Genomic DNA, 25,444 nt, shown 5'->3' with positions numbered 1-25,444 from the left:
CCACCAACACGGCCCCCATCACCGTCGAACGATTCACGACCTACGTCAACATCCCATACGTGAGCGTCACGATTTGCATCCCGGGCAGCCAGGGCGCCAGTCAATGCGCGAAGATCGATCACATGCAGGTCGACACCGGCTCAACCGGCGTGCGTGTGCTCGCCAGCGCTTTGGGTTCGGCCTTCGCCGGCAGCCTGCCGGCGCAAAGCGGCGCGACCGACGATCCGACGGGTAACGCGCCGATCGCCGAATGTGCGCAGTTCAACTCCGGCTATACGTGGGGGTCCATCAAACGCGCGGACGTGACGATCGGCAGCAAGGTGGCGGGCAACCTGCCGATCCAGGTGATCGCCGACGGCAAGTACTCGACGCCGTCGGCATGCGGGTCGCGCGGGGGCGTCAACCTCAACACGGTGGCCGGAATGGGCGCGAACGGCGTCGTCGGCATCTCACCCGCGCGGCGCGACTATGCGGCGGCCGCGACTTCGGTCCTGCCGGCAGCCTATTACTACTGCGCGTCCGCGACTTCGTGCACGAGCACGCGCGTTCCGCTCGATACGCAGGTGATGAATCCGGTCGCCAATTTCACGTCCGACAACAACGGCACGATCATCCGGCTGCCCGCGCTGCCGGCGGCCGGCCAGGCAAGCGCGTCGGGCGAACTGGTGTTCGGCATCGGCACGCAGTCGAACAATGCGCTGCCATCGAATGCCAACATTCTCGCGCTCAGCCAGGACGGCTATTTCACGACCACGTACAAAGGCAGCGCGTATCTGAGCGCAATCGATAGCGGCTCCAACGCCAATTACTTCCCGGACTACACGGTGCCGTATCTGGGCGACTGGTTCGTGCCGACCGCCACGCTCAACCTCTCAGCGATCCTCACGGGCGTGAGCAGCGGTTCCACGCCGGTCACCGTGCCGTTCTCGCTGGCCAACGGCGTGTCGCTGCTAGCCAGCCAGTACGCCGCCTATGACAGTCTCGGTTCGCCGATGTACAGCACGTTCCTTTGGGGTCTACCGTTCTTCTACGGACGCAGCGTCTACACCGCGCTAACCAACTCGACGATCGGCACACAGACCGGACCGTTCATCGCCTTCTGATCGGTCTGATAGAAACCGCTTCAGGACGGGTCACGATGTCAAAAAAGGCCGCCTCGCAAAACGAGGCGGCCTTCCGCGTCCACACAGCCAGCCCATCCGCGAGAACCACGCGCTACCTACACGCAAACCAAAAGCAAACCACCCGCAAAAAACCGCCAACCACGCTCCGCCTACTGCGTCTCCCTCAACACCTCCGCGACCGTCCCGAAGATCTCCTCGATCTGCGCCTCCTCGACGATCAACGGCGGGGAGAACGCCAGAATATCCCCTGTATAACGCGTGAGCACCCCCTTCTCGAAGCAGCGCACGAACACGTGATAAGCACGCGCGCCCGGCGCACCCGCGCGCGGCGCCAACTCCACGCCGCCTACCAGCCCGAGATTGCGCACGTCGATCACATGCCGTGCGTCGCGCAGCTTATGGATCGCGTTCTCGAACAGCGGCGCCATCCGCGCGGCCCGGTCGAACAGTTGCTCGCGCTCGTACAGGTCGATCGTCGCGCATGCGGCGGCGGCCGCAATCGGATGCCCCGAATACGTGTAGCCGTGGAACAGCTCGATACCGGCAGGCGCGCCGTTCACGATCGCGTCGTGAATCTTCGTGCTCGCCGCGACCGCGCCCATCGGCACGGCCGCGTTGTTGGTGCCCTTGGCCATTGTCAGCAGGTCGGGCGTGACACCGAAGTACTGCGCGGCGAACGGCGCGCCGAGGCGTCCCCAGCCGGTGATCACTTCGTCGAAGATCAGCAGGATGCCGTGCCTGTCGCAAATCTCCCGCAATCGTTGCAGGTATCCTTGTGGGGGAATCAGCACGCCGGTCGACCCGGCCACAGGCTCGACGATCACCGCGGCAATGGTCGACGCATCGTGCAGCGTGACGAGCCGTTCGAGTTCGTCGGCGAGATGCGCGCCCCACGTTGGCTGTCCTTTGGAAAAGGCTGCTTCTTTTAGGTTCAGCGTGTGCGGCAAGTGATCGACGGCCGGCAGCAGCCCGCCTGAAAACGCCTTGCGGTTCGGCGCGATGCCGCCCACCGAAATCCCGCCGAAGCCCACCCCATGATAGCCGCGTTCGCGGCCGATCAAAAGCGTGCGCTGCCCTTCGCCCCGCGCGCGGTGATAGGCGAGCGCGATCTTCAGCGCGGTATCGACCGCCTCCGAGCCCGAGTTCGCAAAGAAGATGTGCTTCAGATCGCCCGGTGTATGACGGGCGATTTTCGTCGCGGCCTCGAACGCCTTTGGATGACCCATCTGGAAGGTCGGCGCGAAATCCATTTCAGCCGCCTGCGCCTGCACCGCCGCCACGATCTCGTCTCGGCAATGGCCCGCGTTGACGCACCACAGGCCCGCGGTGCCGTCGAGAATGTGCCGGCCATCGAGCGACGTGTAGTACATCCCCTTCGCGCTCGCGAGGAGCCGCGGCGCGCTCTTGAACTGACGGTTCGCGGTGAAGGGCATCCAGAAAGCGGACATATCGGGTGGACTGACGCCGGTGCGCTCGTTCATGTCGTGTCTCCTGTGTCGATGGGAGTTAGCGCTTCAGCGCTTAGCTCCCATCCCATGCAAAGCGGTCGATGGGAGTTAGCGCTTCAGCGCTTACTCCCATCCCATCCAAAGCGGTCGATCGGAGTCAACCCTTCAGCGCTCACTCCCATCCCATGCAACGCGGTTGCTCAAGTTCAATCTTCCAGTGTAGGCAGAGCCAGGCGCATGCACAAAGGCGCGGCGCCCATGCACCGTCGACAACCGCTGGCCGATGCACGCGCTTCGTTGCAGCGCGGCACGCACCCCAACGAGGCGCCTACCCCTATCCTGCACCACTTTCGCCCTGCCCCGCGCGCACGCAACCCGCTGCCCAGCCGCGCCGCATCGCGCAACACGCGTAGTTCGGGTCGAACTTACCGCATGGCATGTGGCTTGCAGTACCCAAGCGGCAAGTCATGCGGGACAAGCCCTGCTGGCTGAAATAGACGCCCATAACAGTCACCATCAATGGCAAGGGGATATCCATGAAACGTCGCAGTCTGTTGAAGTTCGGTTCCATGTCCGGCGCACTGGCACTGGCGGGTCAGGTGCCGTTCGCGAGCGCGCAGTCCGATAGCGGTCCGATCAAGGTCGGCATCCTCCATTCGCTGTCGGGCACGATGGCCATCTCCGAAACATCGCTCAAGGACACCGCGTTGATGACCATCGCGGAGATCAACAAGAACGGCGGTGTGATGGGACGGCAGATCCAGCCGGTGGTGGTCGACCCGGCGTCGAACTGGCCGCTGTTCGCCGAGAAAGCGCGCCAGCTGATCACGCAGGAAAAGTGCGCCGCGGTGTTCGGCTGCTGGACTTCGGTGTCGCGCAAATCGGTGCTGCCGGTGTTCGAGGAGCTGAACGGCCTGCTGTTCTATCCGGTGCAGTACGAGGGCGAGGAAATGTCGCGCAACGTGTTCTACACGGGCGCAGCGCCGAATCAGCAGGCGATCCCCGCGACCGAATATCTGATGAGCGCGGAAGGCGGCGGCGCCAAGCGCTTCTTCCTGCTAGGCACCGACTATGTGTATCCACGCACGACCAACAAGATCCTGCGCGCGTTCCTCAAATCCAAGGGCGTCCAGGAAGCCGACATTCAAGAGGTCTACACGCCGTTCGGCCACAGCGACTATCAGACCATCGTCGCCAACATCAAGACCTTCTCGCAAGGCGGCAAGACCGCGGTGATATCGACGGTGAACGGCGATTCGAACGTGCCGTTCTACAAGGAGCTGGGCAACCAGGGGCTGAAGGCGTCGGACGTGCCGGTGGTCGCGTTCTCGGTCGGCGAGGAGGAACTGCGCGGCATCGACACGAAGCCGCTGGTCGGCAACCTCGCGGCATGGAACTACTTCATGTCGCTGCGCAACCCGTCCAACGAGAAGTTCAAGAAGCAATGGGCCGCGTGGGTCGCGCAAAACAACCTGCCGGGCGGCACGAAGCGCGTGACCAACGACCCGATGGAAGCGACCTTCGTCGGCATTCACATGTGGAAGCAGGCGGTCGAGAAAGCGAAGAGCATCGAGGTGGACAAGGTGCGCGTCGCGATGGTCGGCCAGACCTTCCCCGCGCCGTCGGGCTTCACGCTGGAGATGGACGGCAATCACCATCTGCACAAGCCGGTGATGATCGGCGAAGTGCGCGCCGACGGCCAGTTCAACGTGGTGTGGCGCACCAAAACCGCGATCCGCGCGCAGCCGTGGAGCCCGTTCATCGCCGGCAATTCGAGCAAGCCGGACGTGGTCAGCTCGATTCCGGCGTTCCTGAAGCGCTCGCGCGTCGCCTGACAGGAAGGCTCGCTGCGGCGGCGCTCACTAGCCGCGCAGCGAGCCGGCGTGAGCTCACCGCTGCCGGCTTACGCCCGACACGCGTCGGGCGCTCAGCGTGCCGTGGGTGGGTTCGTACCGTGAAGGCGGGTTGCGTGCACGCGTAACCCGACGGTTTACCTCCAAAGGCCACCATGGCGTTTTCATTGCTCAAATCCGCCCGACTCTCACGCATCGCAGAAGCCGCGCCACGGGCGCGACGCTTCGCATGGCGAAGTATCGCCGGCGCGGCGCTCGTGCTGCTCGCCGGCGCGCCGCTGGCCGCGTTCGCGCTCGTCCCCGCCGATGTCGCGCCGCTCGCCGGTGACGACTTCGACGCCAAATCCGCGGCGATCGACAAGCTGATCGCCAACCACGACAAGGAATCGCTCGCGGTGCTCAAGGCGCTGTCCGAGGACAGCGCGCTCGCCACCGACGCGGGCGCCGTGCTGCTGCAAGACGGCGACACCGCGCGCGATGCCGTCACCGGCAAGACCGTCGCGGCCGGCGACGCGCAGCAGGTCACGCTGAACAACCTGTTGCGCTCGAAAGTGGCGGGTGCGCTCTCAGGCCTGCAACTTGACTCGGCCGACCGCGCGACCCGCGAAGCCGCGATCGCGTCGCTGCTGCAAAACCCCGATCCGGCGATCAAGCCGCTGGTCGACGCGGCCCGCGCGAAGGAAACCGATCCGGCCTTGAAAAAGCGCCTCGACACGCTGTGGGCGATGACCGCCTTGCACGACGCCGACCCGGCCAAACGTCTCGAAGCCGTGCAACTGGTCGCTGCGCGGCACGACCTCGACATGAACGAACTGCTGCGGCCACTGGTCGCGAAGAAAGCGGACGGCAGCTTCGTCGAAGCCGACGAGCGCGTGCGCGCCGCCGCGCAAAGCGGCATCGCCGAACTCGATGCGATCCAGCGCCGCAGCCAGATCGCCGGCACGCTGTTCGCCGGCTTGTCGCTCGGCAGCGTGCTGCTGCTCGCCGCGCTCGGCCTTGCGATCACGTATGGACTGATCGGCGTGATCAACATGGCGCACGGCGAATTCCTGATGATCGGCGCGTATGCCACCTATGTCGTGCAGAACCTCTTTCAGCGCTTCGCGCCCGGCGCGTTCGACTGGTATCCGCTGCTCGCGGTGCCGGCGTCGTTCGTGGCGGCGGGGCTGGTGGGCATCGTGCTCGAACGGCTGGTGCTCAAGCACCTGTACGGCCGCCCGCTCGAAACGCTGCTGACCACCTTCGGCGTCAGCCTGATCCTGATCCAGGCGACGCGCATGCTGTTCGGCGCGCAGAACGTGCAGGTGATCAACCCGGCGTGGATGAGCGGCGGCGTGACGGTGCTGCCGAATCTGATCCTGCCGTACAACCGGCTGGCGATTCTGGCGTTTTCGCTGATCGTGGTCGCGATCGCGTGGGCGGTGCTGACGAGGACGCGCCTCGGCCTGTTCGTGCGCGCGGTCACGCAGAACCGCCGGATGGCCGCGTGCGTCGGCGTGAAAACCGCGCGGGTCGATTCGTATGCGTTCGCGTTCGGCGCGGGCATCGCGGGTCTCGGCGGCTGCGCGCTGTCGCAGATCGGCAACGTCGGCCCCGACCTCGGCCAGAGCTACATCATCGATTCCTTCATGGCGGTCGTGCTGGGCGGCGTCGGCCAGCTCGCCGGCACCGTGATCGGCGGCTTCGGGCTGGGGCTCGTCAGCAAGGCGATCGAACCGTTCTGGGGCGCGGTGCTCGCGAAGATCGCGGTGCTGGTGCTGATCGTGCTGTTCATCCAGAAGCGTCCGCAGGGCATGTTCGCCCTCAAGGGCCGTAGCGCGGAGGCATGAGATGACTTCTGCTACTTCATCGACCACCTCGTCTGCTCGCGTCGGCGCAACGAACAACGGCGCAGCGGCATCCGCCCGCGAACCGCAGTCCGGCTTCGCGCTCGGTCTGCCGCCGCGTCCCGCGCTGCTGTCGCGGCGCGCATGGCTCGCGCTGATCGCGCTGATCATCGTGGCCGGGCTCGGCGTGCCGTTCGCCACGCTGGTGCTGCCGGACACGAGCGCGCTGCATCTGTCCGCCTACGCGATGACGATCGCCGGCAAGTTCATGTGCTACGCGATCGCGGCGCTCGCGCTCGACCTGGTGTGGGGCTACTGCGGGATTCTGAGTCTCGGCCACGCGCTGTTCTTTGCGCTCGGCGGCTACGCGATCGGCATGTACCTGATGCGCGCGATCGGCCACGAGGGCAAGTACGGCAGCGACCTGCCCGACTTCATGGTGTTTCTCGACTGGCATCAACTGCCGTGGTACTGGGAAGGCACCCAGCATCTCGGCTATGCGCTGCTGCTGGTGGTGCTGGTGCCGGCGGTGGTCGCGTGGGTGTTCGGCTTCTTCACGTTCCGCTCGCGCGTGAAGGGCGTGTACCTGTCGATCATCACCCAGGCGATGACCTTCGCCGCGATGCTGCTGTTCTATCGCAACGAAACGGGCTTCGGCGGCAACAACGGCTTCACCGACTTCAAGCGCATCGGCGGCTTTCCGATCACGCATCCGGGCACGCGCACGGCGCTGCTGCTGATCACGTTCGCGGTGCTGATCCTCGCGTTCATCGGGGCGCGCGCGATCGTCACGTCGAAGCTCGGCCGCGTGGTCACCGCGGTGCGCGACGGCGAAACGCGTTTGATGTTCCTCGGCTACAGCCCGCTCGGGTACAAGCTGTTCGTGTGGACCGTGTCGGCGGTGCTGTGCGGGATCGCCGGCGCGTTGTATGTGCCGCAGGTGGGCATCATCAATCCCGGCGAGATGTCGCCGGGCAACTCGATCGAGATGGCGATCTGGGTCGCGGTGGGCGGACGCGGCACGCTGATCGGGCCGATCATCGGCGCGTTCGCGGTGAACGGCGCGAAGAGTTTTTTCACGGCCAACTTCCCTGAATACTGGCTGTTCTTTCTCGGTCTGATCTTCGTGCTGGTTCCGCTGCTGCTGCCCAACGGCATCATGGGACTGATCGAACTCGTGACGCGCAGGAGGAACCGCTGATGAACGAAAACCCGATGGTTGCTGATCCGGCTTTACCGGAACAACCCGCTGAGCACTCGCTGAGCGGCGTCGCGAGCATGGGGCACGCGGTGGTGCCCGGCGAGATCGATATTTCGCACGGCACGATTCTGTACCTCGAAGACGTGACCGTGAGCTTCGACGGCTTTCGCGCGTTGAACGCGCTGTCGCTCGCGATCGACGCCGGCGAGTTGCGCTGCATCATCGGCCCGAACGGCGCCGGCAAGACGACCATGATGGATGTCATCACCGGCAAGACGGAGCCGGACGCGGGCAAGGTCTTTCTCGGGCAGTCGATCGACCTGACGCGGATGAACGAGCCGTCCATCGCGCGCGCGGGGATCGGCCGTAAGTTCCAGAAGCCGACCGTGTTCGAGCAACATCCGGTGTGGGAAAACCTCGAACTGGCGATGAAGGCCGACAAGGGCTGGTGGGCCTCGTTGCGCGCGCGCCTGGATCGTCAGGCGCAGGGGCGCATCGAGGAAACGCTCGCGCTGACCGGTCTGGAGAGCGAAGCGCGGCGCCTCGCCGGCGAGCTTTCGCATGGACAGAAGCAGCGGCTCGAAATCGGCATGCTGCTGATGCAGCAACCGGCGCTGCTGCTGCTCGACGAACCGGCCGCCGGCATGACCGACGACGAGACCATGCAGCTCGCCGAGCTGCTCAACCATCTGCGCGGCACCTGTTCGATGATGGTCGTCGAACACGACATGGAGTTCGTGGCGGCGTTGTCGGGCGACACCGGCAAGGTGACGGTGATGGCCGAAGGACGCGTGCTCGCGCACGGCACGCTCGACGAAGTCAAGAAGGACGAGACGGTCATCGAGTCTTACCTGGGTCGATGAGCTGGCCGATGAATCAAAGCTTCGAACGGATATAACGCACATGCTGGAAGTCGAAAACCTGAACCAGTACTACGGCGGCAGCCACATCCTGCGCGATGTGAAGCTCACCGTGCCCGACGGCAAGCTCACCGTGCTGCTGGGCCGCAACGGCGTCGGCAAGACCACGTTGCTGCGCTGCCTGATGGGCGTCGTGCAGACGAAGAGCGGCTCGATCGCCTGGCGCGGCGCGCCGATCACCAGGCTGCCGACCCATGCGCGCGTCGAGCACGGTCTCGCCTATGTGCCGCAAGGCCGCGATATCTTTCCGCGGCTGAGCGTCGAGGAGAATCTGCTGGTCGGCGCGGCCAGCAAGAAAGCGCCCAAAAAAATCCCCGACCGCATCTACGAACTGTTCCCGGTCCTGAAGGATATGCGCAGCCGGCGCGGCGGCGACCTGTCGGGTGGTCAGCAGCAGCAGCTCGCGATTGGCCGCGCGCTGATGAGCGATCCGCAACTGCTGATCCTCGATGAACCGACCGAAGGCATCCAGCCGTCGATCATTCAGGACATCGGGCGCACGCTGCGTCAACTGGTCGAGGAAATGGGCATGACGGTGCTGCTCGTCGAGCAGTACTACGACTTCGCGAAGGACATCGCCGATCGCTACTGGGTGATGAGCCGCGGTGAAATCGTCGCGGGCGGCGAAGGCGCGAACATGGACGCCGATGGCGTGCGTGCCTTGATCGCCGTGTGATCATCGTGTGACGGGCACGCGCAAGCGCGCGTGCTATTCTCGCCGCATCTTCGGGGCGCGGCTCGCGCGTGTCTGGCCAGCGCGAGTTCGTGCCCCCTTCACACTTCAGACCGATCGCACGTCGTCCATTCGCATGTCGCTTCACGAAAATCACGCCACGCTTGCTAGTGTGCAAACTGCCGCGCATGCGTCATGGCGCGCGCGTCTCGAACTCGGCTTCGTCAAACAGAACGAGCGCACCACGCTCGCGCACCGGCTGCATGACGGGCCGTTGCGCGTGCAGCGCCCGCTCTATCCCGAAGGCCATGCGATCTGCCACGCGGTGATCGTGCATCCGCCCGGCGGCATCGCGGGCGGCGATCAGCTCGATATCGATGTCGCGCTCGGCGCGGGTGCGCATGCCGTCATCACCACGCCCGGCGCGACCAAGTGGTACAAGTCCAATGGCCGCGCCGCGCATCAGCATGTCGCCGTGCGCGTCGGCGAGCAGGCCCGGCTCGACTGGCTGCCGCAAAACAACATCGTGTTCGACGACGCCCACGCGCACCTCGATTTTTCGCTGACGCTGGCCGAAGGCGCCACCGCGATCGGCTGGGATGCGACTCAACTCGGCCGGCAAGCGGCGGGCGAACGCTGGTCGGCGGGCCGCTTGCGCGCGGTATCGCGCATTGTCGGTGCGCGCGGCGAATTGCTGTGGCTCGAACGCGCGAGCCTCGACGCGAACGATCCGCTGCGCGATGCGGCCCAAGGGCTGGCCGGGTTCCCCGCGTACGGCACGTTATGGGCCGCAGGCGCGGCTTGCGACGACGGGCTGGCCGAGTCGCTGACCGCGCAATTGCCGTTCGACGAGTCGCTGCGCGCCGCCGCGTCTTGCGTGACGAACGGCGTGGTGCTCGTGCGCGCCGTATCGCGTTCGATGGAAACCTTGCAGCACGCGTTGACGCGCTGCTGGCTGCAACTGCGGCCGGTCGTGCACGGCGTCGCGGCGGTGCCTTTGCGGATCTGGTCGACCTGAGACGTTCGGGCTGCCTCACGGGCATGCAGCCTTTCACCTTTGCGCGGCAGCTGGCGCACCACCGCGGCGCATACGCTCGCCCCAATCCAGTGCGCGACCCATGCTGACCGCCCGCCGTCCCACGCCACACGGCGATGGCACACACCTTGCGTCGCCCTGCGCCACGATGCTGCCGCGCGCTGACGGCAGCCGACCGGCTCGCCGCCATCACCACACCGCCACCACCGCCCACAGACCATGAAACGACCTCTGCCCCGCCGCGCACGCCGCGCGTTGCTCGCCGCGCTGCTGTTCGCGCCCATCGCCGCCGACCTCGCCTTTCATGCGGTCGCCGCCCACGCGGATACGCTCGACAACATCGCCAAAGCGGGCGTGCTGAAAGTGGCCGTGCCGGAAGACTATCCGCCGTTCGGCTCGGTCGGTCCCGACATGAAGCCGCAAGGCTACGACATCGACGCCGCCGCGCTGCTCGCGAAGTCGATGAACGCGAAGCTCGAACTCGTGCCGGTCAACAGCGCGAATCGCATTCCGTATCTGCAGACGGGCAAGGTCGATCTGGTGATCTCGTCGCTCGGCAAGACGCCGGAACGCGAGAAGGTGATCGACTTTTCGACCGCCTACGCGCCGTACTACCAGGGCCTGTTCGGCCCCGCCGACATCAAGGTGAATGGCCCCGCCGATCTCACCGGCAAGACAGTCGGCGCAACGCGTGGCGCGCTCGAGGAGATCGGCCTCTCGCAGATGGCGCCGAACGCGACCATCAAACGCTTCGAGGACAACAACGCGACCATCGCCGCGTTCCTGTCGGGCCAGGTGCAACTGATCGCCGCCGGCAATATCGTCGCGGCCGCGATCATCGCGAAGAATCCGCCGCGCCGCCCGGAGCCGAAGTTCGTGATCAAGAATTCGCCGTGTTTCGTCGGCATGAACAAGAACGAGCCGCGCCTGCAGCAGAAAGTGGATGCCGCGATCGCGCAGGCAAAGCAGGACGGCACGCTCAACACGATGTCGAAGAAGTGGTTCGGCGCGCCGTTGCCGGCCGATCTGTAAGCGCGCCGTTAGCGGGACTTGATACCGTGACCGGCTTGTCTGCGCCTTGTCTGCGCCGTGAATCCGCCGCGTGCGCGGCAAGCGGTCGCGGCCGTGACGCGCAGCGCCTATCATGATCGCGGGCGGCCTCTGGCGGGACCGTCGCCACGCCCGTCGATACCGGACGCAAACCCGACCACACACCCAAACGCACCCATTCGATGAAGCTGACACCTCGCGAGAAGGACAAGCTGTTGATTTTCACCGCCGCGCTGCTTGCCGAACGGCGCCGCGCGCGCGGCCTCAAACTGAACTACCCGGAAGCGGTCGCGTTCATCACCGCCGCGCTGATGGAAGCGGCGCGCGACGGCAAGAGCGTCGCCGAGGTGATGCACTACGGCACCACGCTGCTCACGCGTGACGACGTGATGGAAGGCGTGCCGGAGATGATCCCGGACATCCAGGTCGAAGCCACGTTCCCCGACGGCACCAAGCTCGTCACCGTCCACCACCCGATCCCTTAAGCGCACAAGGCAGGCCCCATGATTCCCGGCGAACTCCTCATCGACGACGGCGAACACGAGCTCAACGCTGGCCGCGCCACGGTCACGGTGGTCGTGTCGAACACCGGCGATCGCCCGGTGCAGATCGGCTCGCACTACCACTTCTACGAAGTGAACGAAGCGCTCGACTTCGATCGCGAAACGGCGCGCGGCTTCCGGCTGAACATCGCGGCGGGCACCGCCGTGCGCTTCGAGCCCGGCCAGGAACGCACGGTCGAGCTGGTCGAACTGGCGGGCGACCGGCTCGTCTACGGCTTCAACGGCAAGGTGATGGGCAAGCTGTGACGCGCGACACGCGCTCCCGTGCCCGAATCGCCCTGCTCATTTGCGGACTCACACCATGACATTACGCATTGGCCGCCGCGCGTACGCGGAAATGTTCGGCCCCACCACCGGCGACCGCGTGCGTCTCGCCGATACCGAGTTGCTGATCGAAGTCGAACGCGACTTCACCACCTACGGCGAAGAAGTCAAATTCGGCGGCGGCAAGGTGATTCGCGACGGCATGGGCCAGTCGCAGCGCGTGCACGCCGACGTGGTCGACACCGTCGTGACCAACGCGGTGATTCTCGACCACTGGGGCATCGTCAAGGCCGACATCGGCATCAAGGACGGCCGCATCGCCGCGATCGGCAAGGCGGGCAATCCCGACATCCAGCCGAACGTGACGATCGCGATCGGCGCGTCCACCGAAGTGATCGCGGGCGAAGGCCTGATCGTGACGGCGGGCGGCATCGACACGCACATCCACTTCATCAGCCCGCAGCAGATCGAAGAAGCGCTCGCGAGCGGCGTGACCACGATGCTCGGCGGCGGCACCGGCCCGGCCACGGGCACCAACGCGACCACCTGCACGCCGGGTCCGTGGCATCTCGAACGCATGCTGCAAGCGGCCGACGGTTATCCGATGAACCTCGGCTTTCTCGGCAAGGGCAACGTGAGTCAGCCGCAGCCGGCGCTGGAGCAGATCGCCGCCGGCGCGATCGGCCTGAAGCTGCACGAGGACTGGGGCACCACGCCCGCCGCGATCGACAACTGCCTCTCGGTGGCCGACGACACCGACACGCAGGTCGCGATTCACACCGACACGCTGAACGAAGCGGGTTTCGTCGAAGCGACGGTGGCCGCGTTCAAGGGCCGCACGATCCACACGTATCACACCGAAGGCGCGGGCGGCGGCCACGCGCCGGACATCATCAAGGTGTGCGGCGAGGCGAACGTGCTGCCCTCGTCGACCAATCCGACGCGCCCGTACACCGTCAACACGCTCGAAGAGCACCTCGACATGCTGATGGTGTGCCATCACCTGGACCCGTCTATCGCGGAAGACATCGCGTTCGCCGAATCGCGTATCCGCCGCGAGACGATCGCCGCCGAAGACATCCTGCACGATCTCGGCGCGCTGTCGATGCTATCGTCGGATTCACAGGCGATGGGCCGGGTCGGCGAAGTGATCATCCGCACGTGGCAGACCGCGCACAAGATGAAGGTGCAACGCGGCGCGCTGCCTGAGGACAGCGCGCACCACGACAACTTCCGCGCGAAGCGCTACGTCGCCAAGTACACGATCAACCCGGCGATCACGCACGGCATCGCGCATGAAGTCGGCTCGGTCGAGCCGGGCAAGTGGGCTGACCTGGTGTTCTGGGAGCCGGCGTTCTTCGGCATCAAGCCGTCGTTGATCCTCAAAGGCGGGATGATCGCGATGGCGCAGATGGGCGACCCGAACGCGTCGATACCGACGCCGCAGCCGGTCCACTATCGCGAGATGTTCGCGACGCGCGGCGGCGCGCTTGCGCGCACGTCGCTGACCTTCGTGTCGCAGATGGCCGCCGACGCGGGCGTGGCCGAACGTTATGGCCTGGAGAAGCGTATCGTGGCCGTGAAGAACTGCCGCAACATCTCGAAGGCGGACATGATTCACAACGCGTGGCGTCCGGCGATCAGCGTCGATCCGGAGACCTATCAGGTCATCGCGGACGGTCAGTTGCTGACCTGCGAACCGGCCACCGTGCTGCCGATGGCGCAGCGCTACTTTCTGTTCTGACCATGCGTACTCTCGACAAACTGCTGCCGCCGCATCTGAAGCTCGCGCCCGTGCTGGTGAAGCGGGCGCCGACGCTGACGCTCGCGTTCGACGAACGGCGCAAGAGCCGGCTTGCCGCCACGCTCGATAACGGCGAGGAAGTCGCGCTGCTGTTGCCGCGCGGCACCGTGCTGCGCGACGGCGACGTGCTGGTCGCCGACGATGGCGGCCTCGTGCGCGTTGTCGCCGCGGCCGAAGCGGTGCTCTACGTGCGCGCGCATGATGCCTTGACGCTGACGCGCGCCGCGTATCACCTGGGCAATCGTCATACGCCGGTGGAAGTGGGCGCGGATTATCTGAAGCTCGAATACGATCCGGTGCTGGCCGACATGCTCAAGCGCATCGGCGCGACGGTCGATCATGTGTCGATGCCGTTTCAGCCCGAGTCCGGTGCGTACGGCGGCGGGCACAAGCATGGGCATGACGAGACGTTCGCTGAAGACTATGCGCTCGCGCAGCAGGTGTTTGGTGAGCATCATGGGCATGAGGAGGCTCACTCGCACGATCATGAGCATGGGCATGACCACGCTTCGCATGCGCACTCGCACGAGCACGGTCACGACCACGACCACGACCACGACCACAGCGACCACGTGCACGACGAATCCTGCGGCCACGCGCATCACCCGCATCATGCGCACCGCTGAACTCACCGCACTGCTGCATCTCGCGTCGCCGGCGCTGCCGATCGGCGCATTCAGCTACTCGCAGGGTCTCGAAGCGGCGATCGAAGCGCAGTTGATCACCGACGCCGATTCCGCCCGCGCGTGGATCGAGAGCGGTCTGACCGATGTGCTCGCGCACGGCGAACTGCCGTTTCTCGCCCATCAGATGGAGCGCTGGCGCGCGCACGACGCCGCGGCTCTCGCTGAGGCCAATCGCGAATTCCTCGCGAGCCGCGAGTCCGCGGAACTGCGCCGCGAGACGGAGCAGATGGGCTGGTCGCTGCGGCAATTGTGCGTGTCGCTCGAATGGGGCGATGCGTCAAGACGCGCGACGCTCGCTTCGCTCACGCCTCTGGCACAACCCACCACGTTCGCGTTCGCCGCTTATGCGCACGATGCCGCCGTCGATGCCGCGCTCGCCGCTTACGCATTCAGCTGGGTCGAGAACCAGGCCGCCGCCGCATTGAAGGCGGTGCCGTTGGGACAGCTTGCGGGCCAACGCATCATCGTCGCATTGCGCGAGCCGATCGATACGGCCGTCACGCGCGCGCTCGCCACTTCACCCGACAACATCAACACGTTCGCGCCGCAACTCGGCATTCTGTCGGCGCGTCACGAGTCGCAGTATTCGCGGCTCTTCCGCTCATAACACGATCCATCATGAACGCACCTCATCATCCCGCCTCCTCGTCCGTGCGGACCAAGAAACTGCCGCCGCTGCGCGTGGGCGTCGGCGGCCCGGTCGGCTCTGGCAAGACCACGCTGCTCGAAATGCTCTGCAAGGCGATGCGCGCCCAGTACGACCTCGTCGCGATCACCAACGACATCTATACGAAAGAGGACCAGCGCCTCCTGACCGTGGCGGGCGCGTTGCCGGCCGAGCGCATCATGGGCGTCGAAACGGGCGGCTGCCCGCATACGGCGATCCGCGAAGACGCGTCGATCAATCTCGAAGCCGTCGACCGCATGCTGACGCGGTTTCCCGACGCCGATATCGTGTTCATCGAATCGGGCGGCGACAACCTCGCGGCGACCTTCAGTCCCGAACTGTCGGACCTGACGATCTACGTGATCGACGTGGCGGGCGGCGAGAAGATTCCGCGCAAGGGCGGCCCCGGCATCACGAAGTCGGATCTGCTGGTGATCAACAAGACAGACCTCGCGCCGATGGTCGGCGCGAACCTCGACGTGATGGCTTCGGATGCGAGGAAGATGCGCGGCGAGCGGCCCTTCGTGATGTGCAATCTGAAGGCGCTCGACGGGTTGGATCAGGTGGTGGGGTTTATCGAGAAGAAGGGGTTGTTGAAGGTTTGATGTCGAGGGCGCCCGATACACACGTTGCGCGTGCTCCGTTCAGCGCGCCCTTCCGTCAGCTTCGTGTCACTCCGGCAACACCGCCATCAACACATCCACCGTCCGCGCGGTCGCCCCGCGATGGCGCGCGGCGAATGCCGAAGCCGCACCGCCCATCGCCAGGCGCCGCGCCTTGTCGCCGAACAGCTCGCGCAACACGCGCGCCAGACCTTCCGGGTTTTGCACCTGCACCGCCGCGCCCGCCGCGACCGCATCCGCGGTAGCCTGGGTGAAGTTGAACACATGCGGCCCGATCAGCACCGGCACACCGACCGCGCACGCTTCGATCAGATTCTGTCCGCCGAGCGGCAGCAGACTCCCACCGATGAACGCCAGATCCGCAGCGGCATAGTAAGCGCCCAACTCGCCCATCGAATCGCCCAGCAGCACGTTGACGCCGGCAGGCAATGCCGGCAGCGCACCGCTCGTGGCCGCGGCCGCCGATGCCACCTTCGCATCCGGCGCCCACTTCGAACGCCGTTCGAGCCGCAGCCCAGCCTTCTCGACCAGCGCCGCCACTTCGTCGAACCGTTGCGGATGACGCGGCACCAGGATGAGCAGCGCGTCATCGACGCCGAGCGCCGCCAGCGCCTGCAACACCAGCGCCTCTTCGCCCTCGCGCGTGCTCGCCGCGACCCACACCGGCCGCGTGCCGATCGCCGCGCGCCACGCGTGACCACGCGCCACCAGTTCGGGCGGTGTGCTCATATCGAACTTCAGATTGCCGAGCACCGCGACGTTGCGCGCGCCGAGCGCGGTGAGCCGCTCGGCGTCCGAAGGACTCTGCGCGAGCACACGCGCAAAGCCGCCGAACACGTCCCGGGTCGCGCCGCCGAATTTGGCCGCGCGCTTATATGAACGCGCCGACATCCGCGCGTTGGTCAATATCAACGGCACGTCCGCGCGCCGGCATTCGTCGATCAGCGTCGGCCACACCTCGGTCTCCATCACCAGACCGAGCGACGGTCGCCACGTGCGCAAGAACCGCCGCACCGCATGCGGCATGTCGTACGGCAAGTAGCTGCGCAACACGCGGTCGCCGAAAATCTCCACGCCGGTGGCGCGGCCGCTCGGCGTCATGTGGGTCAACAGGATGCGCGCATCGGGACGCGCGTGCATCAGTGCATCGATCAGCGGTTGCGCGGCGCGCGTTTCACCGACCGACACCGCATGCACCCAGATCAACGGCGCGCTGTCTTCAGGCAAGCGCCCGCGCGCGTAACCGAAGCGCTCGCCGATATGTTCGCGATAACCGCGCTCCTTGCGCGAACGGATCAGGAGACGCAGCACGGCAAGCGGGGCGATGATCCACCAGAGCGCGTTGTAGATCGCCCTCAGCATCGGCGCTCCGCGTTTTTTCCGTGTTCTTCGTGAGGCACGCACTCCGCATGCAACGCGTTCTTCACGCACTGCAGCGCACGGCCGCACCCGCCTCGCCAACCGTCCACAAAGTCCGCGGCGCTCAAACCAGCGCCCTGCCCTGCAGGCGCTCGAGAATGCCGAGCGGCGCGCATTCGGGCTGCGCCATCGCCTTGACCGGCAGGAAGAAGGTCTGCTCCAGCATGAACTGGCCGGACATCACCGCGTGCGAAGTCTGGTCGGAGAAACACACCCAAACGCTGCCCGGCGGGAACGGCATGGTCTCCTGCGGGCTCGACTTCTGATAGTCGAGATCGGCCTTCATGCCGTCGTGCAGATTCAGCATCAGATGGTCGTACTCGCTGCGCCGTGACTTGGTGACGTGCAGCAGATTCAGCAGCCACGCCGAGCCCGGCATCTGCGGCTTGATGCGCGGCAGGAAGCGCCGCGCCATGTCCTCGAACGGTTCGCCGACCCGCCACACGCGCGGCGCGCCATGCGGGTTGACGTTGGTGAACACGCGCAGAATGCGCTCGCCGTAGTTCGGCCGCGACGGGAACGCGTCGACGTGCAGGCGGCTGTCGTCCTTGCGCCATGAGGTTTCGCGCGTTTCGACCTCATGCAGCCGCAAGCTGGTCGGCGCGACGCGCAGCTTGCCGTTGTATTCGGGAAAGAGTCCGTCGACCAGCGTGCGCGCATTGGCCTGATAACGCGCGATCAGCGCGCGCACCGCGGATTGCGTGACGGCGTCGCCGGCCACACCGTGCAACGCGCCGCCGTTGGGTTCGAGACTGATGTTCTTGCGGCTCGGATCGGCGAGCGCCGGATCGAGCAGCGCCTGTTCGCCGCCTTCGATCGCAAAGCGCAGGTTCGGAAAATACAGCACCTTGCCGCGCTCGACGCCGGCGATCAGCGTCTCGCGCGGCACGGACAGGTTGCGTGCGTGCCAGTCGGCGCTCGCTACTTCGATGATCTGGGTTTCGTTCATGATCGCCCTTGGGAACGGAGGGTGCGCGAGGCGAAGCGCACCGGCGGATTACAGCAGGCCGAAACCGGCCAGCGCCGACTTGACCTGTTGCAGCGTGGGCGGCTGTCCCGCCGAGCCGAGATTGACGACGTTCGGCGACCAGTAGCCGCCGGTGCGCCACGCGGTCGAGAAATTGTACAACTCGACCGTGGGCCGCTTCAGCGCCGCCGCGATGTGCACGAGACCTGTGTCAACCCCGACCGTCGCGGCCGCGCCTTCGATCAGGCCGACCACTGCGGGCAACGACAGCTTCGGCGGCACGATCGCGGCCGCGCCGAATTCCTTCGCGAGACGCTCGCTGGTCGCGCGCTCGGCGTCGCTGCCCCACGGCAGCACGATCGACGCACCGCGCCGCACCAGCGATTGGCCCAGCTCGATCCACGCGGTGTCGGGCCATTGCTTGTCCGCGCGCGACGTGGCGTGGACGAACACCACATACGGCACCGGCAGATTCAGATTCGCCTGCGACAAAGCCAGCGCGGCGCGCCCGGTGTCGAGACCGAAGTCGATGTCGTCGGTGGGTTGCGGCGGCGGGTCGTTCAGCGCCGCGGCGACCAGTTGCCGCGTGCGTTCGACCACGTGGGTGCGCGGCTCGATCGGCACGCGCTTGTCGTAGAAGAAGCGCACCGGCCATTCGAAGCCCGCGCCCTCGGTGCGGTTGCCGAGTCCGACCAGCGGCCCGCGCGCCATGCTCGCGACCCACGCGGTCTTGATGAGGCCCTGGCAGTCGATCACGAGGTCGTAGTGCTCGGCGGCGAGCGCGCGGCGGAACGCGCCGATCTCGCGCCAGTTCTCGACCGACAGAATGCGCTTGCGCCAGCGCCGCAGCGAAACGGGAATGGCCCGCCGCACGCCGCCGACGAGTTGCACGAGCCCGACGAAGCTTTCTTCGACGAGCCAGTCGACCTGGGCATCGGGGTGGCGGCGGCGGATGTCGGCGATCACCGGCATGTTGTGAACGACGTCGCCCAATGACGACACCCTCACGATCAGTATCTTTTGCACGCTCAAGAGTGGGAAAGCCGGCTATCCGGCCCGCAGATGCGTTGAAAGAGCCCCGTACCCGGCGCTTGGCGCCAGGCCCCCGAGGGGATGAGAAAACTTCGGGCGACCCGGCGCTTTCTCACGAGGACGGCAATTTTAGCGCGTCGCATGTAAATGACATGAAAAAACGCGGCGCGGTAATCAAAACCCGCGCCGCGTTCGACGACAGCAGCAATTCGAACCCGGCGAACCGGGCTTGACCGCGCCGCCGCTTCAGCCTTCAGAACGGCAGCTTCGCGTCGGCTTTCTCCGCGAGAATCACGCGGCGGAAGTCTTCCTGGATGCGCCTGAGCGCCGCGTCGTTATCGGCCTCGAAGCGCATCACCACGACCGGCGTGGTGTTCGACGAACGCGCGAGACCGAAGCCGTCCGGATACTCGACGCGCAGGCCGTCGATCTTCACGACGTCGTCCGCGCCGGTGAACTTCGCGTTTTGCTGCAAGCGCGCGATCAGTTCGAAGTTCTCGCCTTCTTCGAGCTTCAGTTGCAGCTCCGGCGTGGAGTTCGAGTTGGGCAGCGAGTTCAGCAGCTTGCTCGGATCTTTGACGCGCGTGAGGATTTCGAGCAGGCGCGCGCCCGTGTACAGGCCGTCGTCGAAACCGTACCAGCGGTCCTTGAAGAACACGTGGCCGCTCATCTCACCGGCGAGCGGTGCGCCGGTTTCACGCAGCTTCGCCTTCACGAGCGAGTGGCCGGTCTTCCACATCAGCGGCTCGCCGCCCTTGTCCTTCACCCACTTCGCGAGGTTGCGCGTGCACTTCACGTCGTAAATGATCTGCGCGCCCTTGTTGCGCGACAGCACTTCTTCGGCGAACAGCATCAGCTGGCGGTCCGGATAGATGATCTGGCCGTCCTTCGTGACGACGCCCAGGCGGTCGCCGTCGCCGTCGAACGCGAAGCCGATTTCCGCATCCGTTTCCTTCAACGCGCGGATCACGTCCTGCAGGTTTTCAGGGTGAGCCGGGTCCGGGTGATGGTTCGGGAAGGTGCCGTCGATCTCGGTGAACAGTTCGACCAGTTCGCAGCCGAGCTTCTTGAACAGCTTCGGCGCGAGGCCGCCGGCGACGCCGTTGCCGGTATCGACGACGATCTTGATCGGACGCGCGAGCTTGATGTCGCTCGCGATGCGATCGAGATAGGCGTCGGCGATGTCGTACTCGGTGTAGCTGCCGCTGCCGTCGCTGAAGTTCTCGTCGACGATGCGCTGATGCAGCGCGAGAATCTGTTCGCCGTAAATGGCCGCGCCGCGCAGGACCATCTTGAAGCCGTTGTAGTCAGGCGGATTGTGACTGCCGGTCACGACGATGCACGAATCGACGCGGCGTTCGCCGCCTTCGAGCTGCAACGGTACGCTGGCCGCGAAGTAGCCGACCGGCGTGGGCACCATGCCGACGTTGACCACGTCGACGCCGGCCGCGCGCAGCCCGTCCGACAATGCCTGGATCAGCTCGGGACCGGACAGGCGACCGTCGCGCGCGACCACGACCGCATCGCCGCCCTGCGCGCGCACTTCGCTGCCGAACGCGCGGCCGATGGAACGCGCGGCATCGGCGTCGAGCGTCTTGCCGATCACGCCACGAATGTCATAGGCCTTGAAGATGGATTTGGAGATCATGTTGGCTCACTTACGTGCAATGGAAAATTTTGACCGGCGCACCGATGACTATCGGTAAAACTCACTGTGAAACCAGCGGTAAAACCAGTGAAGAAAAGCAGCGCTGAAACGCTGCGGTACGCCCTTGCCGGAAGCGATCCGGTTCCAACTTATAATTGCGTTTTTCTGACCTGCCTGAATAACGCCATTCTAATGCTTAGACGCCCTCCTTTTGTAAAGTTGCCGCGACAGTCGGCCAGGTGGGCAACCGCACACAGCGCCGCCGCGCTATTCACATACATGCACCGGCGAGCGGTTACCGGATGCTGACGCTCAAGCGCTTCGCCAATCCCGACGTCACGCGCGCGTTCACGAATATCGTCTGGCTCGGACTCGAAAGACTCACGCAGATCGGCGTGGCGATCGTGATCAGCGGCGTGCTGGCGCGCTACTTCGGCCCGGACGTGTTCGGCAAATGGCAATACGCGAACACGCTGCTGCTGGTGCTCTCGCCGGTCACCTGGGTGTGCGGCGCGGAAATCCTCGTGCCCACCATTGTCGGCCGGCCGCCCGCGCAACTCGGCACCGTGCTTGGCAGCGCATTCGCGTTGCGCTTTTCGGTGTCGGTCGCGGCATTGCTGCTCACGTGGCTCGGCATCGCGCTGCATGTGTTCGAGCCGCTGGTCGGCGCGATGCTCGCAGGCCTCGCGGTGACGATGCTGTTTCGGGAACCGTTCGTCGGCGTGATCAATGGGTGGCTGCAAAGCATGACCTATAGCAAGCCGCAGTTGCTCACCAGTATGAGCACGGCCGTGCTGAAGGCCGGCTGCGTGTATCTGCTGGTGCGTGCGGCGGCCGCACCCGCGCGCTTCGGCTGGCTGTGGGCACTCGAATCCGCGGCGATCGGCGCGGCGCTGCTGGTCTACTTCATGCGCCGGCATGGCGGCCGGCTCGGCTGGCAGGTCGACCGTGCGCTCTTCAGGCACTTCGCGAGCGCGGGCACGGTCTTCTGGCTCGGTCTGATCTGTATGTATCTGTTCCTGAAACTCGACCGGCTGATGCTCGAACGCGCGATTTCGTTCGCGGACCTGGGCCGCTATTCGGCCGCCCAGCAGTTGAACGAAAACTGGATCACGCTCGCGCTGATGCTCGCGCAGACCATCGCGCCCGCATTCGTCTACCGTGTGCAGGAAGCCGCGCAACTGCGCCGCAATATGTGGCGGCTCACCGCGATGACCGCCGCGTTGATGGTGAGCGGCGCGTTCGTGCTGGACCTGCTCGCCGGCTTCATCATTCGCCGCGTGTTCGGGCCGGACTTCGAAGGCGCGATCGAGATCTTCCGCTGGGCCGTGTGGCTGTCGGTACCGGCCGGCATCGAAGCGATCGGCAATCTGATCGTGCTGAAGTATCAGGCCAGGTTCGTGTTGCTCTGCAAATGGCTGCTGGCGCTGGCCGTCGCGTTCGTGGTCAATCTGCTGGCGATTCCGCGCCTCGGCGCTTATGGCGCGCTGGTGGGTCTCGCGGCCGGCTATCTGGCGGCGGCGTCGGTCAATCTTTATTACATCCGTTTCAAATTGCGCCCATGACGAACTCATCCGGCGCCGCGCAGATTTCACTCGACGATGTCGCCGTGCTGATGCCCGCGTACAACGGCCAGTCCGACGTCGATCTGACGCTCGCGTCGTTCAGCGAGAGTGCGCCGGTGCACGTGCTGATCGTCGACGATGGCAGCACGCCGCCGATCGTCGCGCCGGCGCTCGCCAATCTGCGCATCGACGTGCTGCGCATGCCGCAGAACGGCGGCATCGAGCGCGCATTGCAAGCGGGCATCGAAGCACTCGCGCAGCGCGGCTTTCGCTATGCCGCGCGCATCGACGCGGGCGACCGCAGCGTCCCGCAACGGCTCGCGAAGCAGCGCGCGTTCATGGAGACGCATCCGCGGGTGGCGGGCCTCGGCATGTGGACGCAGGTCGTCACGCGCGCAGGCGAGCCGCTCTTCACGCTGACGCCACCCGCCGAGCCCGACGCGATCCGCCGCTTGCGGTTCTTCCGCTCGTGCCTCGCGCATCCTTCCATGATGCTGCGCATCGACGCCGTGCGCGCAGTGGGCAACTATCGCGCGGCCTACCGCTCCGCCGAAGACCTCGATCTGTTTGTCCGCCTCATGGAGCGCTACGACTGCGCGAACCTGCCGGAACTCGGTCTCTACTACGAGCTAAACGAAGGCGGCATCAGCGCGACCAAACGGCGCCGCCAGGTGAGTTCGACGCTGCGGCTGCAACTGCGCTACTTCAACGCCGCCAATCCATACGACTGGCTGGGCCTCGTCAAAAACCTGCTGCATCTGGTGACGCCGTATCGCGCGCTGCAGCGGGTCAAACGCGCGCTGCTCGCGCCGCGCGCGAGCCACTGAACCATGCCACGCCCCATTGAACGCCACGCCCGCTCCCGCATGAAGCCTGCCCTGAAGTCGACGCCCGCGTTGCGCATCACCCTCGTCTGCAATACCGCCTGGGCCATCCATACCTATCGGCAGGGGCTGATTCGCATGCTGATCGGACGCGGCGTCGACGTGACGGTGCTCGCGCCGCGCGACCGCACGTTCCCCCTGCTCACCGCGATGGGCTGCCGCTGCATCGAACTGCCGGTCGCGTCCAAAGGCACCAATCCGCGCGACGATCTGCGTACGCTGCTGTCGCTCTACCGGCAATACCGGACCATCCGCCCGCACGTGGTGTTCCACTATACGATCAAACCGAACATCTACGGCTCGATCGCCGCGAAGCTCGCGGGCGTGCAATCGGTGGCGGTCACGACCGGGCTCGGCTACGTGTTCATCCAGCAGAGCCGCGCCGCGCAGGTGGCGAAGAGACTGTATCGTTTCGCGTTCCGTTTCCCGCGCGAAGTCTGGTTTCTGAATCGCGACGATCAGGCCGCGTTTGTCGAGCAGAATTTGTTGGTGCATCCTGAGCGCGCGCGGCTCCTGCACGGTGAAGGCGTCGATCTCGAACAGTTCGCGTTCACGCCCTTGCCCGAGCGGGCGGATTTCAGGTTCGTGCTGATCGGGCGGCTGCTGTGGGACAAGGGCGTCGGTGAATATGTGCAAGCTGCGCGCAGCTTGCGTGAACGTTATCCGCGCGCGCGGTTCCAACTGCTCGGTCCGGTCGGCGTCGACAATCCGAGCGCGATCACGCGCGCAGAAGTGGCAGCGTGGGAACAGGAAGGCGTCATCGAGTATCTTGGCGAGGCACATGACGTGCGCCCCTTGATCGCCGATGCCGACTGCATCGTTTTACCGTCGTATCGTGAAGGCGTGCCGCGCACGCTGATGGAAGCGTCGGCGATGGGCCGGCCCATCGTCACGACCGACGTGCCGGGTTGCCGCGAAGTGGTGGCCGACGGCATCAACGGCTTGCTGTGCGAAGTGCGCAACGCGGACAGTCTCGCGACACAACTCGCGCGCATGCTCGACATGAGCCACGCCGAACGCCGCGCGATGGCCGAGCGCGGCCGGCAGAAAGTCGCACAAGAATTCGACGAACGGGTCGTCGTCGAAACCTATAAAGACCTGGTGCAGAAAATGACGGGTGTCTTACTTTAATGGAGCTATAGCATGACCACGAAGGGCACGATTCTGGTAACGGGTGGCGCGGGCTTTATCGGCTCGCACACATGTGTCGAACTGCTCAACGGCGGCTACGACGTCGTGGTGATCGACAACCTCGTGAACAGCAACCGCGAATCGCTGCGGCGCGTGGAAAAAATCACCGGCCGCGCCGTGACCTTCTACGAAAACGATGCCCGCGACGAAGCGGCGCTCAAGCGCATTTTCGACGCGCATCCGATCACCGGCGCGATTCACTTCGCCGCGCTGAAGGCGGTCGGCGAATCGGTCGCGAAGCCGATCGAGTACTACGGCAACAACGTCGGCAGCCTGCTGAGCCTGCTCGGCGTGATGCGCGAGCGCAACGTGAAACAGTTCGTGTTCAGTTCGTCGGCCACCGTGTACGGCGTGCCGAAGAGCTCGCCGATCGACGAGTCGTTCCCGCTGTCGGCCACCAATCCGTATGGCCAGTCGAAGCTGATCGCCGAGCAGGTGTTGCGCGATCTGCAACTGGCCGACCCGTCATGGCGCATCGCCACCCTGCGCTACTTCAATCCGGTCGGCGCGCACGAGAGCGGTTTGATCGGCGAAGACCCGGCCGGCATTCCGAACAACCTGATGCCGTATGTCGCGCAGGTGGCGGTCGGCAAGCTCGAAAAACTGCGCGTGTTCGGCGGCGACTACGAAACGCCCGACGGCACCGGCGTGCGCGACTATATCCACGTGGTCGACCTGGCGCGCGGACACCTGGCCGCGCTCGATGCGCTGGTCACCCGCGACGCGAGTTTCGTCGTGAATCTCGGCACGGGCCAGGGCTATAGCGTGCTGGACGTGGTGCGCGCGTTCGAAAAGGCGTCCGGCAAGCCGGTGCCCTACGAGATCGTCGCGCGCCGTCCGGGCGATGTCGCGTCGTGCTTCGCCAATCCGGCCGCGGCGCAGAACATCATCGGCTGGCGCGCGCAGTTCGGCATCGAGCGGATGTGCGCGGATCACTGGCGCTGGCAGTCGAACAATCCGCAGGGGTTTGCGTAAGGAGTGGAGGAACCGCGCCGGGAAG

Annotated in this window: 23 protein-coding genes; 18 read left to right on the top strand and 5 right to left on the bottom strand. The window is 65.6% G+C overall.

Features of this window, described 5'->3' with window-relative positions; all coding sequences use genetic code 11:
* A partial coding sequence (locus PQR02_RS21020) for a DUF3443 domain-containing protein (protein ID WP_408235181.1) occupies window positions 1-1,103 on the top strand: 1,103 nt, incomplete at its 5' end.
* 170 nt (window positions 1,104-1,273) lie between these two features.
* Here the strand turns inward: PQR02_RS21020 and aptA are convergent.
* Window positions 1,274-2,605: an omega-aminotransferase AptA gene (gene aptA / locus PQR02_RS21015; protein ID WP_408235178.1), complete on the bottom strand. Its 1,332-nt coding sequence runs from the start codon at window positions 2,603-2,605 to the stop codon at window positions 1,274-1,276.
* 503 nt (window positions 2,606-3,108) lie between these two features.
* Here aptA and urtA point away from each other — a divergent pair.
* The 13 genes from urtA (at window position 3,109) to ureG (ending at window position 15,720) form a co-directional block, all read left to right on the top strand.
* On the top strand, window positions 3,109-4,407 hold the full coding sequence (urtA, locus tag PQR02_RS21010; RefSeq protein ID WP_408235175.1) for an urea ABC transporter substrate-binding protein: 1,299 nt from the start codon (window positions 3,109-3,111) through the stop codon (window positions 4,405-4,407).
* 173 nt (window positions 4,408-4,580) lie between these two features.
* Window positions 4,581-6,254, top strand: coding sequence for an urea ABC transporter permease subunit UrtB (urtB, locus tag PQR02_RS21005; RefSeq protein ID WP_408235172.1), 1,674 nt, complete (start codon window positions 4,581-4,583; stop codon window positions 6,252-6,254).
* Window position 6,255: 1 nt separating this feature from the next.
* Window positions 6,256-7,452: an urea ABC transporter permease subunit UrtC gene (gene urtC, locus PQR02_RS21000; RefSeq protein ID WP_408235169.1), complete on the top strand. Its 1,197-nt coding sequence runs from the start codon at window positions 6,256-6,258 to the stop codon at window positions 7,450-7,452.
* Window positions 7,452-8,315: an urea ABC transporter ATP-binding protein UrtD gene (gene urtD / locus PQR02_RS20995; RefSeq protein WP_408235166.1), complete on the top strand. Its 864-nt coding sequence runs from the start codon at window positions 7,452-7,454 to the stop codon at window positions 8,313-8,315. The genes urtC and urtD overlap by 1 nt, the downstream gene beginning before the upstream one ends.
* Window positions 8,316-8,355: 40 nt before the next feature.
* Entirely contained in the window at window positions 8,356-9,048 is a 693-nt protein-coding gene (gene urtE, locus PQR02_RS20990; RefSeq protein ID WP_408235163.1) for an urea ABC transporter ATP-binding subunit UrtE, read from the top strand.
* A 133-nt stretch (window positions 9,049-9,181) separates the two neighbouring features.
* Window positions 9,182-10,063, top strand: a complete 882-nt coding sequence (locus tag PQR02_RS20985; protein ID WP_408235160.1) for an urease accessory protein UreD — start codon at window positions 9,182-9,184, stop codon at window positions 10,061-10,063.
* 237 nt (window positions 10,064-10,300) lie between these two features.
* Window positions 10,301-11,113 carry a transporter substrate-binding domain-containing protein gene (locus PQR02_RS20980; protein WP_408235157.1) on the top strand — a complete coding sequence of 271 codons (813 nt, stop codon included), beginning with the start codon at window positions 10,301-10,303 and terminating at the stop codon, window positions 11,111-11,113.
* A 200-nt stretch (window positions 11,114-11,313) separates the two neighbouring features.
* Window positions 11,314-11,616, top strand: coding sequence for an urease subunit gamma (ureA, locus tag PQR02_RS20975; protein ID WP_408235154.1), 303 nt, complete (start codon window positions 11,314-11,316; stop codon window positions 11,614-11,616).
* A gap of 18 nt (window positions 11,617-11,634) precedes the next feature.
* Window positions 11,635-11,940 carry an urease subunit beta gene (locus PQR02_RS20970; RefSeq protein WP_408235151.1) on the top strand — a complete coding sequence of 102 codons (306 nt, stop codon included), beginning with the start codon at window positions 11,635-11,637 and terminating at the stop codon, window positions 11,938-11,940.
* A 55-nt stretch (window positions 11,941-11,995) separates the two neighbouring features.
* Entirely contained in the window at window positions 11,996-13,702 is a 1,707-nt protein-coding gene (gene ureC, locus PQR02_RS20965) for an urease subunit alpha (protein WP_408235148.1), read from the top strand.
* Window positions 13,703-13,704: 2 nt separating this feature from the next.
* Window positions 13,705-14,388: an urease accessory protein UreE gene (ureE, locus tag PQR02_RS20960; RefSeq protein WP_408235145.1), complete on the top strand. Its 684-nt coding sequence runs from the start codon at window positions 13,705-13,707 to the stop codon at window positions 14,386-14,388.
* Complete coding sequence (locus PQR02_RS20955; RefSeq protein ID WP_408235142.1) at window positions 14,375-15,055, top strand: urease accessory protein UreF; 681 nt, start codon at window positions 14,375-14,377, stop codon at window positions 15,053-15,055. Before ureE ends, PQR02_RS20955 begins: the two co-directional genes overlap by 14 nt.
* An 11-nt stretch (window positions 15,056-15,066) precedes the next feature.
* Entirely contained in the window at window positions 15,067-15,720 is a 654-nt protein-coding gene (gene ureG / locus PQR02_RS20950) for an urease accessory protein UreG (RefSeq protein ID WP_408235139.1), read from the top strand.
* 66 nt (window positions 15,721-15,786) lie between these two features.
* On the opposite strand, the gene waaA is transcribed toward ureG, so the two are convergent.
* From waaA to PQR02_RS20930, 4 genes are all read right to left on the bottom strand, one after another.
* Complete coding sequence (waaA, locus tag PQR02_RS20945; RefSeq protein ID WP_408235136.1) at window positions 15,787-17,100, bottom strand: lipid IV(A) 3-deoxy-D-manno-octulosonic acid transferase; 1,314 nt, start codon at window positions 17,098-17,100, stop codon at window positions 15,787-15,789.
* A gap of 121 nt (window positions 17,101-17,221) precedes the next feature.
* Window positions 17,222-18,106, bottom strand: a complete 885-nt coding sequence (gene kdoO, locus PQR02_RS20940) for a Kdo hydroxylase KdoO (RefSeq protein WP_408235133.1) — start codon at window positions 18,104-18,106, stop codon at window positions 17,222-17,224.
* Window positions 18,107-18,154: 48 nt separating this feature from the next.
* A complete protein-coding gene (waaC, locus tag PQR02_RS20935; RefSeq protein ID WP_408235130.1) occupies window positions 18,155-19,156 on the bottom strand; it encodes a lipopolysaccharide heptosyltransferase I in 1,002 nt (333 codons plus the stop codon).
* A 253-nt stretch (window positions 19,157-19,409) separates the two neighbouring features.
* Window positions 19,410-20,804, bottom strand: coding sequence for a phosphomannomutase/phosphoglucomutase (locus tag PQR02_RS20930; RefSeq protein ID WP_408235127.1), 1,395 nt, complete (start codon window positions 20,802-20,804; stop codon window positions 19,410-19,412).
* Window positions 20,805-21,106: 302 nt separating this feature from the next.
* Between PQR02_RS20930 and PQR02_RS20925 the strand changes: the two genes are divergently transcribed.
* The 4 genes from PQR02_RS20925 to galE are packed head-to-tail and all read left to right on the top strand — an operon-like array spanning window position 21,107 to window position 25,419.
* Window positions 21,107-22,369, top strand: a complete 1,263-nt coding sequence (locus PQR02_RS20925) for an oligosaccharide flippase family protein (RefSeq protein ID WP_408235124.1) — start codon at window positions 21,107-21,109, stop codon at window positions 22,367-22,369.
* Complete coding sequence (locus PQR02_RS20920) at window positions 22,366-23,196, top strand: glycosyltransferase (protein WP_408235121.1); 831 nt, start codon at window positions 22,366-22,368, stop codon at window positions 23,194-23,196. The genes PQR02_RS20925 and PQR02_RS20920 overlap by 4 nt, the downstream gene beginning before the upstream one ends.
* A gap of 39 nt (window positions 23,197-23,235) precedes the next feature.
* Window positions 23,236-24,384, top strand: a complete 1,149-nt coding sequence (locus PQR02_RS20915) for a glycosyltransferase family 4 protein (protein ID WP_408235118.1) — start codon at window positions 23,236-23,238, stop codon at window positions 24,382-24,384.
* A gap of 12 nt (window positions 24,385-24,396) precedes the next feature.
* Entirely contained in the window at window positions 24,397-25,419 is a 1,023-nt protein-coding gene (gene galE / locus PQR02_RS20910) for a UDP-glucose 4-epimerase GalE (RefSeq protein WP_408235115.1), read from the top strand.
* Window positions 25,420-25,444 lie beyond the last annotated feature (25 nt).

The sequence above is a fragment of the Paraburkholderia sediminicola genome (assembly GCF_046026895.1).
GTDB classification, from domain to species: domain Bacteria; phylum Pseudomonadota; class Gammaproteobacteria; order Burkholderiales; family Burkholderiaceae; genus Paraburkholderia; species Paraburkholderia sediminicola_C.
This window is presented reverse-complemented; position numbering and strand designations above follow the sequence as displayed.

Coding starts and splice junctions, on each gene's coding strand:
- urtD (WP_408235166.1), top strand. CDS start 7,452: ATGAACGAAAACCCGATGGTTGCTGATCCGGCTTTACCGGAACAACCC.
- urtB (WP_408235172.1), top strand. CDS start 4,581: ATGGCGTTTTCATTGCTCAAATCCGCCCGACTCTCACGCATCGCAGAA.
- urtE (WP_408235163.1), top strand. CDS start 8,356: ATGCTGGAAGTCGAAAACCTGAACCAGTACTACGGCGGCAGCCACATC.
- PQR02_RS20915 (WP_408235118.1), top strand. CDS start 23,236: ATGAAGCCTGCCCTGAAGTCGACGCCCGCGTTGCGCATCACCCTCGTC.
- PQR02_RS20955 (WP_408235142.1), top strand. CDS start 14,375: ATGCGCACCGCTGAACTCACCGCACTGCTGCATCTCGCGTCGCCGGCG.
- waaA (WP_408235136.1), bottom strand. CDS start 17,100: ATGCTGAGGGCGATCTACAACGCGCTCTGGTGGATCATCGCCCCGCTT.
- PQR02_RS20925 (WP_408235124.1), top strand. CDS start 21,107: ATGCTGACGCTCAAGCGCTTCGCCAATCCCGACGTCACGCGCGCGTTC.
- PQR02_RS20930 (WP_408235127.1), bottom strand. CDS start 20,804: ATGATCTCCAAATCCATCTTCAAGGCCTATGACATTCGTGGCGTGATC.
- PQR02_RS20970 (WP_408235151.1), top strand. CDS start 11,635: ATGATTCCCGGCGAACTCCTCATCGACGACGGCGAACACGAGCTCAAC.
- galE (WP_408235115.1), top strand. CDS start 24,397: ATGACCACGAAGGGCACGATTCTGGTAACGGGTGGCGCGGGCTTTATC.
- PQR02_RS20980 (WP_408235157.1), top strand. CDS start 10,301: ATGAAACGACCTCTGCCCCGCCGCGCACGCCGCGCGTTGCTCGCCGCG.
- ureA (WP_408235154.1), top strand. CDS start 11,314: ATGAAGCTGACACCTCGCGAGAAGGACAAGCTGTTGATTTTCACCGCC.
- aptA (WP_408235178.1), bottom strand. CDS start 2,605: ATGAACGAGCGCACCGGCGTCAGTCCACCCGATATGTCCGCTTTCTGG.
- urtA (WP_408235175.1), top strand. CDS start 3,109: ATGAAACGTCGCAGTCTGTTGAAGTTCGGTTCCATGTCCGGCGCACTG.
- urtC (WP_408235169.1), top strand. CDS start 6,256: ATGACTTCTGCTACTTCATCGACCACCTCGTCTGCTCGCGTCGGCGCA.
- ureC (WP_408235148.1), top strand. CDS start 11,996: ATGACATTACGCATTGGCCGCCGCGCGTACGCGGAAATGTTCGGCCCC.
- PQR02_RS20985 (WP_408235160.1), top strand. CDS start 9,182: ATGTCGCTTCACGAAAATCACGCCACGCTTGCTAGTGTGCAAACTGCC.
- PQR02_RS20920 (WP_408235121.1), top strand. CDS start 22,366: ATGACGAACTCATCCGGCGCCGCGCAGATTTCACTCGACGATGTCGCC.
- ureE (WP_408235145.1), top strand. CDS start 13,705: ATGCGTACTCTCGACAAACTGCTGCCGCCGCATCTGAAGCTCGCGCCC.
- kdoO (WP_408235133.1), bottom strand. CDS start 18,106: ATGAACGAAACCCAGATCATCGAAGTAGCGAGCGCCGACTGGCACGCA.
- ureG (WP_408235139.1), top strand. CDS start 15,067: ATGAACGCACCTCATCATCCCGCCTCCTCGTCCGTGCGGACCAAGAAA.